Annotated in this window: 13 protein-coding genes and 1 tRNA gene; 6 read left to right on the forward strand and 8 right to left on the reverse strand. The window is 73.5% G+C overall.

The genetic code is table 11. The features are described 5' to 3' along the window. Positions 1-390 (forward strand): TetR/AcrR family transcriptional regulator C-terminal ligand-binding domain-containing protein (locus tag ABD254_RS03535; protein WP_344245718.1); only part of this gene is annotated, 390 nt, incomplete at its 5' end. Positions 391-602: 212 nt separating this feature from the next. Here the strand turns inward: ABD254_RS03535 and ABD254_RS03540 are convergent. The 3 genes from ABD254_RS03540 to ABD254_RS03550 form a co-directional block, all read right to left on the reverse strand. Then, positions 603-679: transfer RNA gene (locus ABD254_RS03540), tRNA-Met, on the reverse strand. A 166-nt stretch (positions 680-845) separates the two neighbouring features. Next, complete coding sequence (locus tag ABD254_RS03545) at positions 846-3,878, reverse strand: UPF0182 family membrane protein (RefSeq protein ID WP_344245720.1); 3,033 nt, start codon at positions 3,876-3,878, stop codon at positions 846-848. Between the two features lie 171 nt (positions 3,879-4,049). Further along, positions 4,050-5,222: a YlbL family protein gene (locus ABD254_RS03550; RefSeq protein WP_344245722.1), complete on the reverse strand. Its 1,173-nt coding sequence runs from the start codon at positions 5,220-5,222 to the stop codon at positions 4,050-4,052. Positions 5,223-5,380: 158 nt separating this feature from the next. Here ABD254_RS03550 and ABD254_RS03555 point away from each other — a divergent pair, with 158 nt between their 5' ends. Further along, positions 5,381-6,838, forward strand: coding sequence for a zinc-dependent metalloprotease (locus ABD254_RS03555; protein WP_344245724.1), 1,458 nt, complete (start codon positions 5,381-5,383; stop codon positions 6,836-6,838). A 73-nt stretch (positions 6,839-6,911) separates the two neighbouring features. Here the strand turns inward: ABD254_RS03555 and ABD254_RS03560 are convergent, their stop codons facing one another. Then, positions 6,912-7,487, reverse strand: a complete 576-nt coding sequence (locus tag ABD254_RS03560) for a SprT-like domain-containing protein (RefSeq protein WP_344245726.1) — start codon at positions 7,485-7,487, stop codon at positions 6,912-6,914. Between the two features lie 101 nt (positions 7,488-7,588). On the opposite strand from ABD254_RS03560, the gene ABD254_RS03565 reads away from it, so the two are divergent. Further along, a complete protein-coding gene (locus ABD254_RS03565; RefSeq protein WP_344245728.1) occupies positions 7,589-8,710 on the forward strand; it encodes a ThiF family adenylyltransferase in 1,122 nt (373 codons plus the stop codon). A gap of 113 nt (positions 8,711-8,823) precedes the next feature. Here ABD254_RS03565 and ABD254_RS03570 read toward each other — a convergent pair whose 3' ends face one another. The 3 genes from ABD254_RS03570 to ABD254_RS03580 form a co-directional block, all read right to left on the reverse strand. Further along, entirely contained in the window at positions 8,824-9,195 is a 372-nt protein-coding gene (locus tag ABD254_RS03570; protein ID WP_344245730.1) for a WhiB family transcriptional regulator, read from the reverse strand. 164 nt (positions 9,196-9,359) lie between these two features. Beyond that, the gene (locus ABD254_RS03575) at positions 9,360-9,533 is read right to left on the reverse strand and encodes a hypothetical protein (protein WP_344245732.1); all 174 of its coding nucleotides are present in this window, start codon (positions 9,531-9,533) and stop codon (positions 9,360-9,362) included. 262 nt (positions 9,534-9,795) lie between these two features. Further along, positions 9,796-11,853, reverse strand: coding sequence for an ATP-dependent helicase (locus tag ABD254_RS03580; protein WP_344245734.1), 2,058 nt, complete (start codon positions 11,851-11,853; stop codon positions 9,796-9,798). A gap of 62 nt (positions 11,854-11,915) precedes the next feature. Between ABD254_RS03580 and ABD254_RS03585 the strand changes: the two genes are divergently transcribed. Then, on the forward strand, positions 11,916-12,185 hold the full coding sequence (locus ABD254_RS03585) for a mycoredoxin (protein WP_344245736.1): 270 nt from the start codon (positions 11,916-11,918) through the stop codon (positions 12,183-12,185). A 92-nt stretch (positions 12,186-12,277) separates the two neighbouring features. Here the strand turns inward: ABD254_RS03585 and nudC are convergent, their stop codons facing one another. Next, complete coding sequence (gene nudC / locus ABD254_RS03590) at positions 12,278-13,306, reverse strand: NAD(+) diphosphatase (protein WP_344245738.1); 1,029 nt, start codon at positions 13,304-13,306, stop codon at positions 12,278-12,280. 190 nt (positions 13,307-13,496) lie between these two features. Between nudC and ABD254_RS03595 the strand changes: the two genes are divergently transcribed. Together ABD254_RS03595 and ABD254_RS03600 are read left to right on the forward strand one after the other, a co-directional pair. Continuing rightward, positions 13,497-14,420 carry a macrolide 2'-phosphotransferase gene (locus tag ABD254_RS03595; RefSeq protein ID WP_344245740.1) on the forward strand — a complete coding sequence of 308 codons (924 nt, stop codon included), beginning with the start codon at positions 13,497-13,499 and terminating at the stop codon, positions 14,418-14,420. Positions 14,421-14,611: 191 nt separating this feature from the next. After that, positions 14,612-15,472, forward strand: coding sequence for a formate/nitrite transporter family protein (locus tag ABD254_RS03600; RefSeq protein WP_344245742.1), 861 nt, complete (start codon positions 14,612-14,614; stop codon positions 15,470-15,472). Positions 15,473-15,551: the final 79 nt, after the last annotated feature.

Genomic DNA, 15,551 nt, shown 5'->3' on the forward strand with positions numbered 1-15,551 from the left:
CGCGACGACCTCCACGTCCACGCCGCGGCGGTCGCTGCGTCGTTGCGAGATGGGCACGTCCCGCTGATCCTCCGGGCCATCGTCATGGAGATCCGTCCGGGTCAGCCGCGTGAGGCGTCGCCGGCGTTCACCGAACGGGGGCGCCAGCTCCAGGCGATGCTCGACCAGTCGGAGCGCCGCGGTGAACCCGTGCCGACGCTCACGGAGCTCCTCGAGCTCGTCCTCGCGCCCTTGTACTTCTACGCGCTGTTCGCCGAACCACTGACCGAGACGGAAGCCGCACGGCTCGTTGATCGACTCCTCGATCTTGTTGCCCACCGCCAGCCCTCCGGGCCTCTCGTCGACGGACCAGCATCCGCGCCCGTCGCCCAGCAGCGGCCCCGGCGCTGACGCGTGGGTGCGTGATCACGGGACTGAACGCGACCACCTTCACGCCGGGAGCGCAGAAGGTAACGGGGTCTCGTCGCGGCGATGGTGTGCACGGGGCGGTGCACACACGTCGGCGGCTTCGGCCGTTGTGCTACCTCGTGCGTGCTCGGCTCGGGAGCGGGCAAGGCAAAGGGCCCCTGACCTTGGCTTTCGCCTGGTCAGGGGCCCTTCCGTGGTAGCGGGGGCAGGATTTGAACCTGCGACCTCTGGGTTATGAGCCCAGCGAGCTACCGAGCTGCTCCACCCCGCGTCGACTCCCTGAACATTACGGCATCCATCCTGGCGAGACAAATCAATCCGGGCAGATGGGACGCAGGTCACACCCGCCGACGGCTCGCGTCCCCGGGAAGGCCCGAGGGCCGCCATCCTCGTGGATGACGGCCCTCGGGGCGCTCGGACCTCCGCCGGGTGACCGGTCAGTTGCCGCCCAGCTCGCCCTCGGCCGCGATCGCGTCCTCGATCGCCTGCTGGAGCCGGTCCTGCGCCTCGCCGTAGGCGGCGAAGTCGCTCTCGGCGAGGGCGGCGTCCGCGTCCTGCATGGCCTGGTTGGCCTCCTGCAGGGCGGCGTCCAGACGCGCCTGGGCGTCCGCCGGTGTCCCGGTGGGCTCCGGCTCGGTCGTGGGCTCCGCGGTCCCGGTGGGCTCCGGCTCCTCGGGCGTCACGGGCTCCTCGCCGTCGACCGGCGCCGTGGGCACCTCCGTGTCCACCTCGCCGCTGGCGTCGCCGGCGTTGGCGCCGGAGTCGCCCCCGAACACCTGGTCGAGCGCCTCGTCCAGCGTCTCGGCATAGCCCGTCTGGTCGCCGAACGCCACGAGCACGCGGCGCAGCAGCGGGAACGGTGTGCCCTCCGACGACTGGATGTACACCGGCTGCACGTACAGCAGGCCCCCGCCCACGGGCAACGTGAGCTGGTTGCCTCGCACGACGCTCGACGAGCCGCGCTCGAGGATGTTCAGCTGCTCCGAGATCGTCGGGTTCGAGTCGAAGTTGTTCTGCACCTGGCCGGGCCCGGGCACCGTCGAGTCGCGGGGTAGCTCGAGCAGCTTCAGCTTCCCGTAGTCCTCGGCCTTCTCCCCCGGCGTCGACCCGGCGTCCCCGTCGGCCGCGAGATAGCCCGTGAGGATCTCTCGGTCCGTGTTGCCGCCCGGGATGAAGGTGCTCGTCAGCGAGAACGACGAGCTCTCCGTGCCCGGCATCTGCAGCGTCATGTAGTACGGCGGCTGCAGGGGCTTGGGGCTCTCGCCGCCGATCGTCGGGTCCTCCGGGTTCGCCCAGAAGTCCTGGCCGGAGAAGAACTGGCCGGCGTCCTCGACGTGGTACTGGGTGAGCAGGGCGCGCTGGACCTTGAACATGTCCTCGGGGTACCGCACGTGGCTCATCAGGTCCCCGGACATCTCCGACATCGGCTTCACCGACGTCGGGAAGATGCTCGACCACGCCTGCAGCATCGGGTCGTCCGGCTCCCACGCGTACAGCGTGACGGTGCCGTCGTACGCGTCGACGGTCGCCTTCACCGAGTTGCGGATGTAGTTGACCTCCGGCGGCGTCGCGACGGGCACGCCCGCCGCGGCCTGCGTGAGCGAGTCCGTGGTCGCCTCCTGCATCGGCATCGACGACGAGTACGGGTAGGCCTCAGACGTCGTGTACGCGTCCACGATCCACTTGACCCGGCCGTCCACCACCGCGGGGTACGTACGGTTGTCCACGGTGAGCCACGGCGCGACCTTCTGCACGCGCGTCTGCGGGTCGCGGTCGTACAGGATCTGCGACTCCTCGTTGACGAGGTCGGAGAACAGGATCTGCTCGGAGCCGAACTTCAGCGCGTACAGCAGCTTGGCGCCGAACGTGCCGATGTCAGGCCCGGCGGCGATCTCGTCGGTGGGGAAGGTCGTGTTGACCTGGCCGCCGTCCTCCGCCTCGTCCGCCTGGTAGTCCAGCTCCTGCGGCTCGGCGCCTTCGGGGGCGCCGACGATCGAGTACTCGGTGGTCTTCGGGCTGAAGTAGATGCGCGGCTCGTAGCCCTTGTCCGTCAGCGCGCCCTGCGTGGGGATGCCGCCCTCGTAGAACGCCGGCTGCCCGTCCGGGCCGGGCTGGTTGCCGTAGGCCGCGACCACGCCGTACCCGTGGGTGTACACCGTGTGGTCGTTGACCCAGTTGCGCTGGCTCTCGCCCAGTCCGCCGAGGTTGAGCTCGCGCACCGCGATCACGGTGTCGCGCGACTCTCCGTCGATGTCGTACCGGTCCACCGCGAGGTAGTTCTGGAAGTCGTAGTACTGCTTGTTCTGCTGGAGCTGACGGAACGACGGGCTGACCACCTGCGGGTCGAGCAGGCGCACGGACGCGGTGGTCTCGGCGTCGTCGCGCAGGGCGCCCGGCTCGGCCTCCGTCGTCGCGTCGTACGGCTGGGTCTCGACGTCCTCGATGTCGTACGCGTCGAGCGTCGCGTCGATGTTCCGCTGGATGTACTCGGCCTCGAGCTCCCGGGCGTTCGGGTTCACCTGGAAGCGCTGCACGACGGCGGGGTAGATGCCGCCGATCGCGATCGCGGACACGACCATGAGCCCGACGCCGATCGCCGGCAGCCGCCACGTGCCCCGCACGGCCGCGACGACGAAGAGGACCGCCACGAGCACGGCGACGGCGGTGAGGATCTCCTTCGACGGGATGACGGCGTGCACGTCGGAGTACGACGCGCCGTCGTACTTGTCGTTGGCCGCGGTGAGCAGCGAGTACCGGTCCAGCCAGTAGTTCGCGGCGATGAGCAGCATGAGGACGGCGGCCAGCACCGCGAGGTGCACCCGCGCGGCCGGCGTCGTGCGCGTGCCGCCCTGCGGGACCGGCCCCAGGCGCAGCCCGCCGTAGAGGTAGTGAGTCACCAGGGCCGCGATGCCGGAGATCACGACGACCGCCATGAGGAAGCTGACGACGAACCGCAGCGCCGGCAGCGTGAACACGTAGAAGCCCAGGTCGATGTCGAACTGCGGGTCGGTCTGACCGAACGACGACCCGTTGAAGGCGAGCAGCACCGTGCGCCACTGCGCGGAGGCCGCGACGCCCGCGAAGAACGCGACGAGGACGGGGGCCGCGATCGTCACGACCTTGCGCAGCGGCTCGATGGCCTCCCGGTACTGGTCGAGGGTGGCCTGCTCCGGCGTCGAGGGCGCGTACACCGGTCGCACGCGGTACGCGACGGCGAACGACGAGAACACCGCCGCGCCCATGATCAGGAAGCCCAGGACGAACAGGACCGCGCGAGCGCCCCACTGCGTCCAGACGACGTTCGCGAACCCGAGCGCGTCGAACCACATCACCTCGGTCCAGAACTGGGCGAGGAGCAGCAACGCGACGACGAGCGCGGCGAGCACCGTGAGGGTGATCGCGAGCGGGCTGCGGCGACGCTTGACCGGGGGTCCACCGGGACCTCGGCGTGGCGGAGCGGCGAAGGACACTGTGCGGGCACCTCATTCGTGCGCGGGGCTGACGGACGTCCTTGGTGAACGTCCCTGCTGCTCCCCAGGTTCCCACGGTTCGTCCGCGCGCGGGGAACCGTCCCTCCACGAGGTGTCCACACGTCGACCGAGGTCAGGCACCGCCTTCGCCGGGGCGGCCCCGCGCCCCGCTCAGGAGCAGGTCGGCAGCCCCGCCGCGTCGCCGGCGCCGATCGCCTCGATCGCGGACCGCGCGTCGGCGAGCGTCGCGACCTTCACGACCCGGAGCCCCTCGGGGACGTGCCCGACGACCTGGTCACAGTTGCTCTCGGGAGCGAGAAACCAGTCGGCGCCGTCGCGCGTCGCCCCGAAGAGCTTCTGCTCGATGCCGCCGATCGCGCCGACCTTCCCGTCGACGCTCATCGTCCCGGTGCCCGCGACGACCGCCCCGTCGAGCTCGTCCTCCTCGGTCATCTTGGTGATGATCGCGAGCGCGAACATCGTCCCGGCGCTCGGCCCGCCGATGTCGCCCGGCCGGATGGTCACGTCCACCGGGAACTCGTACGACGGGTCGAGGAACACGCCCAGGGCCGCGCGGCCGTCACCCTCGCCGGTCGTCACGGTGAGGTCGACCCGTTCGCCGTCCCGCTCGACGCCGAGCTCGACGTCGTCGCCCGGGGTCACCGCGTCCAGGCCCGCGAGGAGGTCCTGATGGGTCGTCACGGGCTCGCCGTCGAGGCTGACGACGACGTCGCCCGCCTCGACCACCCCCTCGGCGCCCGAGCCCTCGGCCGCGCCGACGATCGTCAGGGTGGCCGGGACCTCGTAGCCGAGCTCCGTGAGCGCCGCGACCGTGGCGCTCTCCTCCGAGCTCGCCATCTGCGCCTCGCTGACCTGCTGCTGCTCCTCCTGGCTGGTCTGCTCCGGGAAGATGGACTCGACCGGCTGCACCGAACGCTCGTCGGAGGCCCAGCCCCACAGCACGTCGCCCGGCAGCACGTCGCTGCCCGGACCGCCGTAGACCGAGACGGTGGTGAGCCGCAGCTCGCCGGAGACGTCGAAGGTGGACGCCCCCTCGACCTCGACCAGCGGCAGGGCGGTGGCGCTCTGACCCGCCTCGGCACCGGCCGCGCCGTCGGCCTGGGTCCCGGACTGCCCCTCGACCCCGAGCGTGTCCTCGGTCGGCCCCGGGGCGCGGATCGCGTAGGGCGTGGGCAGCACCAGCAGGACGGCGGCGAGCAGGGCCGTGGTGAGCAGCGAGATCCCGAGGGTCACGCTGCGCCGCGAGACCGGCGCCGCCGGCGCGGGGTCCGCGTCGGGCGTGGGGGCGTCGTCGGGCGCGAGGATGTCGCGGTCGAAGGTCACCGCCCCATCATCCCCGACCCGACCGGCAGCCCGCCGTGCGGTCGGGGGTTCCTGCGCCCAGAGCGAACTGGGGGAACCGGGCCACGCCGTCGGACGTCGGGGATGGTTACGGTGAACGGGCCGCGTCCGCCGTACCGCCCGCCAGCCGAGGAGCCCGCATGAGCAACCTGCCCGACGACCCCGAGGGCGCCGAGGAGCGGGAGCGCATGCTGCGCTCGATGCTCGAGGGTTTCTTCGGCGACCGCACCGACGAGGTGCTGGCGCAGATGCGCGCCCAGGGGATCGACCCGGCCGCGCTCGCGGGCGTCCCCGGCGCCGGGGCGCCGGACCCGGCCGTCATGCAGCAGGTGCTCGCGCAGGTCCAGCGACTGCTCTCGACGTCCGGCGACGGCCCGGTGAACACCGACGTCGCGCACGACGTCGCCCGCCAGGTCGCGGTCGCCGAGGGCGACCCGTCCCTCACCGGCGGACAGGCGAAGGCCGCGACGGACGCGCTCGGCGTGGCCGAGCTGTGGCTCGACGCCGTGACGGACCTTCCCCCGTCGGGCGGACCGAAGCACGCCTGGAGCCGGTCCGAGTGGGTCGAGGCGACCCTGCCCGCGTGGCACGGGCTCGTGGCGCCCGTCGCCACCTCCGTCGCCGACGCGCTCGCGACCGTGCTGCGCGACCAGCTCCCCGAGGACCTCTCGAGCGCCATGCCGGAGCTGCCCGGCATCCCGATGGGCGCGCTCGGCGGCGGCCTCGAGCCCGCGGAGATGATGCGCCGGCTCGGGTCCGCCGTCTTCGGCATGCAGGTGGGGCAGGCGGCCGGCACCCTCTCCCGCGAGGTCTTCGGCGCGACGGACGTCGGCGTGCCGTTGCTGGCCGGGCCCGCGACCGTGCTTCTGCCGTCCAACGTCGCCGCCTTCGCGGACGGCCTCGATGCTCCCCTGGAGGAGGTGCGGCACTTCCTCGCGCTGCGCGAGGCGGCGCACGCCCGCCTGTTCGCCCACGTGCCGTGGCTGCCCGCCCACCTGCACGGGCTCGTCGAGCAGTACGCGCGCGGCATCACCATCGACATCGGCATGCTCGAGGAGCAGGTGCGCGACGTCGACATGAGCGACCCCGACGCGCTGCGCGGCGCCCTCACCGGCGGCGTGTTCGGGCTCCAGCACACCCCCGAGCAGGAGGCGACCCTGCTGCGGCTGGAGACGGCGCTCGCCCTCGTCGAGGGCTGGGTCACCGAGGTCGCGGCCACCGCCGCGCTCCCCCATCTGCCGCACACCTATCCGCTGCGCGAGATGATCCGGCGGCGCCGGGCAGCCGGCGGGCCGGCCGAGCACACCTTCGCCACGCTGGTCGGGCTCGAGCTGCGTCCCCGACGTTCGCGGGAGGCGACCGCGCTGTTCGCGCACCTCCTCGCCGAGGGCGGCGCCGCGGCCCGCGACGCCGTCTGGGAGCACCCCGACCTGCTGCCCGACGACGCCGATCTCGACGACCCCGCCGGCTACCACTCCCGGCGCGCCGAGCAGGCGCAGGAGCAGGCAGACGTCGACGCGGCCCTCGCGCAGATCTTCGACGCGGCCGAGGGCACGCCCGGGGACGGTGGCGACGAGGGCCCCCGGCCCGCGAGCTGATCCGCAGGCCTGACGGTTCGCCGTCGTCCTCGACCGGTCAGGCTCCGTCGTCCCGTCAGACTCTGTCCTCCGGTCAGGCTCCGTCGTCCGCCTGGTCCGGCGCCGTGGCGCCGCCGTCGTCCTGGACGAACGACACGCCCTCCAGGAACCCGCGGGCCCGCTCCGTGCGCGGATAGCCCTCCAGCAGGCGCCAGAACGCCGGACCGTGGCCGGCGTGCAGCAGGTGCGCGAGCTCGTGCAGCAACACATAGTCGAGCACCCACTCCGGCATGCCCTGCACGCGGGTCGAGATCCGGATCGAACCGTCCACAAGGGTGCACGATCCCCAGCGCCGGCCCTGGTGCGGCGACCACGACACGCTGGTGGGGCGGGCGCGACCGTCCAGGTACTTGACGGACAGCTCCCGCGCGCGCTCCACGAGCTCGTCGTCCGACGGACGGCGGCGGCGCTCCTTGTCCTCGAGACGGGCCAGCATCTTCGCCACCCACTCACGTTCCTGGGCACGGGAGAAGCGCGCTGGAATGGCCACGACGGTGCGCTCGCCGTCCCGGTAGGCGCTCACCGTGGCGGTCCGCCGACGGCTGCGTCGGACCTCCACCGACGCCATGGTGTCGTGGGCCACGGCACGACCGTACCGGGGATTCGTCATGTTTGTGCAGTCGAACACACCGGATCGCGCTGCTCAGGAGGCGTTCCGGGCCTGTGGACGAGCCCGCGGTCACGTTCCGCCCCCGTGCCAGGCTGACGCGCATGGCACCGCGCACCGCCTCCGAGGGCCCCGTCCGGGCCGCCTCGTCGACCCCGCCGCCTCGGCACCCGTGGCGGCTCCGCGCGGGCACCCTCGTGACCGACCGCGGCGGCGGCGAGGTGCAGCTCGGCACCGACCCGCGGTGGAGCGTCGTCCTGACCGGGCTGTCCCCCGCGGAGGTCGGCTGGGTGTGCGAGGCCTCGGTGCGGCGGCACCGGTCCCTGGACCAGGCCGCACGCCGGCACGGGCTGGACCCCGACCGCCGCGCGCGGCTCGAGGACCTCCTCGTCCGCTGCGGCCACCTCGTCCCGGCGGGTGGCCGCGAGCAGGCCCCGCCGGCCGCCGGCGCGGACGACGCGGCCGTGCTGGGCGCCCTGCGCCCCGACGACTCCGGCGCGGCGACGCTGGCGGCACGATCGGGTCGCGGCGTCGGCCTCGCGGGGCTCGGGCGCATCGGCGCGGCGGTCGCGGAGCACCTGGCCACTGCGGGCGTCGGGACGCTCGTGCTCGACGACCGCGTCCCGGTACAGGTGGTCGACCTCGGCATCGGCGGCTACGAGCAGGCGGACGTCGGGCGGCCGCGCGAGCGCTGCCTCGCCGACCGGCTCGGTGCCCGTCACCCCGGCGTGCGTGTCAGCGGCGCGTTCGACGACGCCGCACCGCCCGACGTCGTCGTGGTCGTCGAGGCCCACGCCGCCGACCCCGCCCGGTACGAACGGCTGCTCGGCGCCGGCGTCGCGCACCTGCCGGTCGTCGTGCGCGAGGCCGACGTCGCCCTCGGGCCGTTCGTGCTGCCCGGCGTCTCGGCGTGCGTCGGGTGCGAGGAGCGGCACGCGGCCGACGCGGACGACCGCTGGCCGGCCATGGCCCGGGTGCTGCGCGCCGCGGACGACCGGCGCGCACCGCAGGAGACGACACTCGCCGCGTGCGCGGCGGCGCTGGCAGCGGGGCAGGTCCTCGCGTACCTCGACGGCTCGCGGCCGGCGACGTCCGGCGCGGTGCTGGAGATCGCGCTGCCCGAGGCCGTGCCGCGGCTCCGGCAGGTGGCGCCGCACCCCGGGTGCGGGTGCACCCGCGTCCCGCGGGAGCTCGGCCCCGTCCGGGCCTCACCTCCCCCGAGATGAACGCGAGACGCCGAGGTGGAGGCCCGCCCACACTCTCGTCCTGAGAGGGTGGCCGGGGCGTTCCACCTCGGCGTCTCGTGGTGCTGCTGCGCGCACCGGGGTGCGCACCGCGGTCATGCCGCGACGGTCTCCGACTTCCGGGGCCGGCCGCGACCGCGCTTGCGGGCCACGACCTTGCCGTCGACGAAGACCTCACCGCCCCACACGCCCCAGGGCTCCTGGCGGTCCAGGGCCCCGGCGAGGCAGCCGGCCTGGAGCGGGCAGGAACGGCACAGCGCCTTGGCCTGCTCGACCTGAGCCGTGTGCTCGGCGAACCAGAGCTCGGGGTCGTTGGTCCGGCAGGGCAGCAGCGCGCTGAACTGGCGGTCGAGCTCGGCCACCTCGGCCGGGCTCTGCGTGAGGGGTTGGTGGGGAGTCCAGGGGCCGGATCCGCCCTGGGGGATCGTGTCGAGCAGCCGCTCGTCCAACAGCTGTGCGAGTCGCACGGTTCCTCCGTCAGGTCCTGTATGTGTGAACGTCGGTGTTCAGGACCTGCGGGTGGCCCTCTGGAGTCAGAGGGCCGGTTCGTTCGACCTGGTGAGGTCTTCTTCCCTGGGCGGAAAGACGAAGGCCGCGGGTCCCGGTGGGACTCCGCGGCCTGGACCCGGTGCTAGACCGGATGGCTCCAGGGGGCGGAGTCGGGTGCGATGTGGAGATCGGCGTTGCCTGCTCCTGCGTACTTACGCACGCGGAACGGGACGAGAGCCGTCTTCGCGACACCGAGGGCAGACGTGTACCCCGGCGCAGCGTTGATCGACGCGTTCGCCGTCACGATCGTGGTCATCGTGTCCATCCTGTGCACCCACCTCCTCACTGCTCTCGGACGCCCCGCCTCTCGGCGCGCATCGCTTCCTTCGCGGACTCTGTAGAGCATAGACGTTGCCCCGGGGCGTGCCACCTCTTTTTTCGAACTTTCTTCGGAAGTTTTTTCGACGTGCCGGCCGACCCCGCCCGCACCGTCCCGGAGGGCCGCGGATCCGCCGCCCGGGACGGCCGGAACCCGGGCGGCGCCGACATCGCCGCATCCCCGCGCGAGCACGATCTCCTCAGTCGGCGGCGCCGGTCACGATCGCGAGGATCGCGGCGCCGTAGCGGTCGATCTTGGCCGGGCCGATGCCGTTGATCCGCGCGAGCTGCGCCACCGAGGTGGGCCTCAGCTCGGCGACGGCCGCGAGCGTCGCGTCCCCCAGGACGGTGTACGCCGGCTTGTCCGTCTCGCGCGCGACCGACAGCCGCCACTCGCGCAGGGCGTCGAAGAGCGCCACGTCGTGCTCCCCGGTGAGCCGCTGGCGCGCCTGCCCCCGGGCGGCCCGCGACCTCCCCCGGCCGGACGGGTCGTCCGGCCACAGGCCGTCCAGGAAGCGCGTGCGCTTGCGCGAGGCCCGGCCCCCGGGGTTACGCGACCGCGCGAACGACAGCTCCAGGTGCTCCCGGGCGCGGGTGACGCCCACGTACAGCAGCCGACGCTCCTCGGCCACCCCGTCGTCGGTCTCCGCGAGCGAGATCGGCATGAGGCCCTCGCTCATGCCCGCGAGGAAGACGGCGTCCCACTCGAGCCCCTTCGCGGCGTGCAGCGACGCGAGGGTCACGCCCTCGACCGTGGGCGCGTGCTGCGCCGAGGCACGCTCCTCCAGCTCGGCGACGAGGGTCGCGGTCGTCGCCGGCACGTCGGGCGTGCCCGTCGCGGCCACGTCGTCGGCGAGCGCGACCAGTGCCTGCATCGCCTCCCACCGCTCCCGGGCGGCCCCCCGGGCCGCCGGCGGCTTCTCGGACCACCCTGCGGAGGTCAGCACGTCGCGCACCTGCTCCGGCATGGGCTGGTCGGGGTCGGCGGAGCGCGCGGCGCCACGCAGCAGCACGATCGCGTCGCGTACATCCCGGCGCTGGAAGAACCGCTCGCCGCCGCGCACCAGGTAGCTGATGCCGGCGTCGGCGAGCGCCGACTCGAAGGCGGCCGACTGCGCGTTGGTGCGGTACAGCACGGCGATCTCGCTGGGCCGGGTGCCCGACGCGATCAGCCGGCCCGCACGCGCCGCGATCCCGGCGGCCTCGGCCTCGTCGTCGTCGTACGTCGTGAAGCTCACCGGTGGGCCGGCGGGGCGCTGCGCGAGCAGCTCGAGCGCGCCGGCGACGCGGCCCCGCCGCAGCACCTCGTTCGCGAGGTGCACCACCTGCGGCGTCGACCTGTAGTCGCGCACCAGGCGGACCACCTGCGAGCCCGGGTTGGTGCGCGTGAAGTCCAGCAGGTAGTGCGGGGTCGCGCCCGTGAACGAGTAGATGGTCTGCGACGGGTCGCCGACCACGCACAGCTCCTTGCGGCCCCCCAGCCACTGGTCGAGCAGGAACTGCTGCAGCGGCGAGACGTCCTGGTACTCGTCGACGACGAAGTGCCGGTACTGGGACCGGACCTCGTCCGCCACCTGCCGGTGCTCGGCGAGCATGTCGGCGAGCATGAGGAGCACGTCCTCGAAGTCAATGACGCCGCGCTCGGTCTTCACGTCCTCGTACGCGGTGATCAGCCGGGCCACGGTCTGGTGGTCGTAGCCCGACGGCGCCGGCCGGTCGTCCGCGAGCGCCGCCCGGACGTAGTCCTCGGCGGTGACGAGAGACACCTTGGCCCACTCGACCTCGCTGGACAGGTCCCGCACGGCCACCCGGTCGACGCTCGCCCCCACGCGCCGCGCGGCCTCGGCCACGGCCGGGGCCTTGTGCTCGAGGATGCGCGGCGGCGCGCCGCCCACGACGCGGGGCCAGAAGTAGCCGAGCTGGCGGAGCGCGGCCGCGTGGAAGGTGCGGGCCTGGACGCCGACGACGCCCAGGTCGCGCAGCCGGGTGCGCATCTCGCCCGCGGCGCGCGCCGTGAAGGTCACCGCGAGCACCGACGTCGGCTTGTACGTGCCGGTGCGCACGCCGTAGGCGATCCGGTGCGTGATCGCACGCGTCTTGCCCGTGCCCGCGCCCGCCAGCACACATACCGGCCCGGTGAGCGCGAGGGCCACCTCGCGCTGCTCGGGGTCGAGCGCCCCGAGGATCGCGTCGGGATGAACGGGCGCCGTGCCCGTGTTGCCTGCTGTGCTCCCCGAGGAGTTGGTGGCTGTCGACATCGTCTGCGATTGTCGCAGCCGGCGCCGACACCCTCGCGCCGTCGTCCCCAGGAGGATCCCGCATGACCGTCGTCACCCCCCGTCTCCCCGACCCGGGCACCGTCACCATGTACTCGACCGCGTGGTGCGGCTACTGCCGGCGACTGCGCACGCAGCTCGACTCCGAGGGCATCGGGTACACGGTGGTCGACATCGAGGAGCAGCCCGGCACGGCCGAGTTCGTCGAGCAGGTCAACGGCGGCAACCGGACCGTGCCCACCCTCGTCTTCCCCGACGGCTCCGCGGCGACCAACCCCTCGCTGGCCGACGTGAAGGCCCGCCTGGCCAACTGACGGTCGTCCCCGCCGAACATGCGGTTGGTCCGGGATCGACGACGTGAGTCCCGGACCAACCGCATGCTCGGCGCAGAAGTAGCGCCTGGTCGTCAGGGCGCGTCGAGCTCCCCGCCGAACCACTCCTCGACGAGCGCCCGGGCGATCGACGGCCGGCCCGGGAGCCCGACCTCCCCCGCGCGGACGCCGTCCGCCAGCTCGGCCCGCGTGAACCACCTCGCGTCGGTCACCTCGACACCGTCCACCCGCACCGCCGTCGTGCGCGCCCGCGCGCGGAAACCCAGCATGAGCGAGGCCGGGAACGGCCACGGCTGGCTGCCGCGATACTCCACATCGCCCGGCCCGTCCCCCACCACGACCGACGTCTCCTCGGCGACCTCGCGGCGGACCGCCTGCTCCAGGCCCTCCCCCGGCTCGACGTACCCGGCGAGCGTCGAGAACCGGCCCTCGGGCCAGTGCGCCGCGTGCCCGAGCAGCAGCCGGTCCTCGTCGTCCACCACCGCCATGATCACCGCGGGGTCGGTGCGCGGGTAGATCTCGAGGTCCTGCGCGACGCAGCGCCGGACCCAGCCCGCCTGTTCCACGACCGTCGGCTCCCCGCACCGCGGGCACCGCTCGTGCGCGGCGTGCCACGCCGCCAGCGCGACGGCCTCCGCGGCGAGGGCGTCGAGCGCGCGGCCGCCGAGGTCGCGCAGCCCCGCCCACGCGTGGCGGCGCACGAGCCGCGCGGCCGGCGGCGCGGGGGCGACCCCCTCGATGTCGACGGCGTCGACGTCCGCCGCGTCGGGCAGCACGAGGCCGAGGTACGACGCGCCCGCACCCCCGGCCGCGCCCTCGTCCTCGTGCGGCCCCTGCTCCCCGAGGAAGAGCCAGCGGTGCCCGGAGCCGTGCACGTCCTCGCCGTCGCCGCCGGCCGAGAGCCCTTCCACGGCCTCGGGCGCGAGCAGCAGCAGCCCGCCGCCGCCGTCCACGGCCACGCGACCCCGGTGCACCAGCACGACGCGGGTCGCGTCATCGACGAGCAGCCGCGGCACCAGCCCCGGCTCGCCGCGACGGGCGGCGGCGCGGTCGTGCGTCGCGCGGGTGTACGAGAGGTCGGGGAGCCAGGCGGGAGCGGTCACGCCACGACCGTACTGGGGAGCCGGGGCCGTTCACCTCCCGCCGCGGCCGCGCCGGTCCCCGTCGCGACGCCGCCGGCCACGCACGCCGGGCACGCGCCGGCCGCACGCGAGGCACACGACGCCGGGGCGCGACCGAACACGCGCGCCGACGTGTGCCGGCGCGACGGGCGCGACCGTCTACGGTGGTCGGGTGCCACGCAGTCCGCTCGCCCTCGCCGCGCTCGCGACGGCCGCCGTCCCGGGCCTCGACGCCCGCTCGGTCCGCCCCGACGAGCTGCCGGGCGACTACGACGTCGCGGTCGTCACCGCCGACGACGACCGCGAGTGGCTCGTGCGCGCCCCGCGGACCACGATGGCCGGCGCCGCGCTCGAGGCGGAGATCGAGCTGCTCGAGGCGCTGCGCCTGTACGTCGACGCCGGGGTGCTGCCGTTCGCGGTCCCGCAGGTCGAGGGCTTCGCCCTGCTGCCCGAGGGCGGGCGCGCCGTCGTGCACCGGCACGTGACGGGGACACCGCTGGACCTGGAGTCCCTGCGGCCCGGGCCCGGGCTGTCCGCCGACCTCGGTCGCACCCTGGCGGCGGTGCACGAGCTGCCGGCGTCGGTCGTCGAGTCGTGCGGGCTGCCCTCGTACACGGCGGCCGAGTACCGGGAGCGTCGCCTCGTCGAGCTCGACGACGCCGCCGCGACCGGCAAGGTCCCGCCGACACTCCTGCGCCGGTGGGAGGCCGCGCTCGAGGACGTCGCGCTGTGGCGGTTCCAGCCGGTCGTGGTGCACGGCGACCTCGCGCCGGACCAGATGCTCGTCACCCGCGGGCGCGTCACGTCGATCAGCGGCTGGTCCGAGGCGCGCGTGGCCGACCCCGCCGACGACCTCGCCTGGCTCCTCGTCGCCGCACCGCCCGAGGCGGTCGACTCGATCATGGAGGCGTACCAGCTGCGGCGGACGGAGCTGCACGACACGCGCCTCGTCGACCGGGCGCTGCTCGTCGGCGAGCTGGCGCTGGCGCGGTGGCTGCTGCACGGCGTGCGGCGCGGCCTGCCCGAGGTCGTCGCCGACGCCGAGGCGATGCTCGCCGACCTGGACGAGGCGACCCGAGCGGACGCCCCCGCCTGACCCGTCCGGCGACGCGCGGCCGCGCGGTCTCACGTCGCGGTGCCATGGGCCGTGAGGTGCACGAAACCCGCGGCTGCCCGCTTCCGGGCATCTTGAAACACGACCCGAACACGCGCTCAACGTGGCCACAACCCGCGGCCGAGAGGATCGGCGGCAGCACGGACCGCCGTCACTCCCGCCGAAGGGTCGCCATGTCGTACGTGATACCGCAGGACTTCGTCTCGCAGATGATCGCCACCGGCGAGAAGAAGCTGTTCATGTCCACCCGGGACACCCTCATCCGGTCCTTCATGGGTGGGGCGATCCTGGCGCTGGCGGCCGCGATGGCCGTCACCATCACGACCAACACCGGGAACCCGCTACTCGGGGCCGCGTTCTTCCCGATCGGCTTCATCATGCTGTACCTGATGGGCTTCGACCTGCTCACCGGGGTCTTCACGCTGGTGCCGTTCGCGGTCATCGCGCGCCGTCCGGGGGCCACCTGGAGCGGTATGTGGCGCAACTGGGGCCTCGTCTTCTGCGGCAACTTCGCCGGCGCCTTCACCGTGGCGGTGCTCATGGCGATCACCTTCACGTACGGGTTCTCCACGCCGCCCAACGAGGTGGGCCAGGCACTCGGGGTGATCGGCGAGGGCCGCACCGTCGGTTACGCGGACCACGGCGCCGCGGGCATGTTGACGCTGTTCGTGCGGGGAGTGCTGTGCAACTGGATGGTGTCCACGGGCGTCGTCGCGTTCCTCATGTCCAAGGACACGATCAGCAAGGCCGTCGTGATGTGGATGCCGGTCTTCCTGTTCTTCTACATGGGCTTCGAGCACTCCGTGGTGAACATGTTCCTGTTCCCCTCGGGCCTGCTGCTCGGGGGCGACTTCACGGTCATGGACTACCTCATGTGGAACGAGCTGCCGACGGTCCTGGGGAACCTCGTGGGCGGGCTGACCTTCGTGGGCCTGCCCCTGTACCTCACGCACTACAAGACGCGGCCCGAGCGCCGTCGGCCGGTGCCGGTGGAGGCTTCCGCCGAGGAGCGCACCCCCGCCCCCGTCGCCTGAGGCGGAGGTGCAGCGGAGGGTGAGGGCCGAGAACGAGGTACTCGCCCGCAGCGGAACCGCAGACTCAGGCGACAGGAAA

The organism is Isoptericola hypogeus (assembly GCF_039531145.1).
Classification (GTDB): domain Bacteria; phylum Actinomycetota; class Actinomycetes; order Actinomycetales; family Cellulomonadaceae; genus Isoptericola; species Isoptericola hypogeus.